Source organism: Xenorhabdus griffiniae, from assembly GCF_015163655.1.
In the GTDB taxonomy this organism is placed as follows: domain Bacteria; phylum Pseudomonadota; class Gammaproteobacteria; order Enterobacterales; family Enterobacteriaceae; genus Xenorhabdus; species Xenorhabdus griffiniae.
In genome coordinates, this window is record NZ_JADEUF010000229.1 from 1 (window position 1) to 1809 (window position 1809).

General features: G+C 32.3%; 2 protein-coding genes. Both read left to right on the forward strand.

The genetic code is table 11. From position 1 onward, the window contains the following. The first annotated feature begins 96 nt into the window (after positions 1 to 96). Complete coding sequence (locus tag IQ211_RS19055) at positions 97 to 1155, forward strand: M4 family metallopeptidase (protein ID WP_189759921.1); 1059 nt, start codon at positions 97 to 99, stop codon at positions 1153 to 1155. A gap of 338 nt (positions 1156 to 1493) precedes the next feature. Next, positions 1494 to 1715 carry a protealysin propeptide domain-containing protein gene (locus IQ211_RS19060; RefSeq protein ID WP_189759920.1) on the forward strand — a complete coding sequence of 74 codons (222 nt, stop codon included), beginning with the start codon at positions 1494 to 1496 and terminating at the stop codon, positions 1713 to 1715. The last annotated feature ends 94 nt before the right edge of the window (positions 1716 to 1809 follow it).

Sequence of the window (1809 nt, forward strand, 5' to 3'; positions counted from 1 at the left end):
TTCCATTAGTAGAAAATATCATCACTTAGATTAATAATTAATTAAAGTCCCTAGAGATAAAAATATGCATAACACCTAAAAAGCGGGGGTATCATTATGCGCAACCATCAAAATAAATTAAATAAATCTGGTATCATCCCACCATCTTTATTGGAATACGTTGTTAAAATTTGCGGCCAAATCGACAAAGCGTACATATTGAAAACATTAGATCATGTTTACAATCTGATGAATAGCTCTGCTGAAATGGATGCATTAATTCATGGATATCAGCCAGGTTTTGATAATAAATTAAATAGAACTATTTACAATGCTGAATATAATGATCAATACCCAGGGAATAAATTAATTTTATGCGAGGGCATGGCTATGATTGATGATATTTCAGCCACTGGCGCTTATAATTATCTTGGTAAAACATATGAGTTTTATCAGAAAATTTTTGGCCGTAATTCAATTGATAACAAAGGTCTTAAATTAGTTGCTACTGTACATTACCAAAAAAACTATATGAATGCATTTTGGGATAATAATCAAATGGTCTTCGGTGATGGTTATGCACCTTATTTTAACTGTTTCACTTCCTGCATTGACATTACTGCGCATGAATTAACTCATGGAGTAACTGAAAGTGAAGCAAATCTTGACTATGCCTATCAATCGGGTGCATTAAACGAATCAATCTCAGATGTATTCGGTATTATGGTAAAACAGTATGCAAATAACCAAAAAGTTAATGAATCTGATTGGTTGATAGGCCAGGGAATATTTGGCCCAGCACTTAATCCGAACAATGACCCTAATGTTGCCTTACGCTCATTTAAAAATCCTGGATCAGCAAACCCAAAAGATAATCAAGTTAGTCATATGGATCAATATCAGGATTTATCCGTCAGAGATGATAACGGAGGTGTTCACAAATATTCTGGTATCCCTAATAAGGCATTCTATTTATTGGCAACCGAGTTGGGCGGGTATTCTTGGGAGCAAGCGGGAAAAATTTGGTATAATACATTATTGGACAAACGATTATCCCACAAAGCCAGCTTTGATGATTTTGCACAGCTAACCATTGATAATGCTAACAAATTATTTGGCAAGAACATTTCAGATATTGTGACTCATTCATGGAAACAAGTCGGAACTTTACTCTAAAAGTTGTAATATCCCTCTAATCATTCAAGACCAGGGAAGGTCTTGATGACTTTCATATATACGTATTAAACCTCAAGTTGCAATTTACAACACGATGTGAAGCCTGATTTCTTCCCGCAAAGCGGGGAGAAGTCACACGCATCTTGGAGTTAAATTAGTATATTTATCTTTAATTTAATTAAACTAATCATCTTATCCCTTTAGGCTATATCATAAAAAGTCATATCATAAAAAAATTTACATTTTTAGTAGTGACTAACATGGTTAGTTTGGCTACTATTTAGATTAGACCAAATATACACCAACACCATAACATACATATAAAATAGGGCATTATCATGATTGACAATAGAGCAAGAAAACAAAATATCATCCCCCCTTATTTATTAGAATATATTGCAAAAAACTGTGATGCTAATGATGAGAAGTATGTTTTGAAAACCTTAGATCATGTTAATAAACTCATGAAGCAATCAACCAAAGAAGACACCTTAGACTCTGAAAATAATCCTTTATTATATAAAAATAGAAAAAATCCTGAGCCAGAAGATAGCTATTAATTACCAGGAAAGTAACGTTAGTCTCTGATTTATATATTTTTTAACATAATAAAAAAACTAAATTATTAAAAACCATTTTTACACTAAACCTATT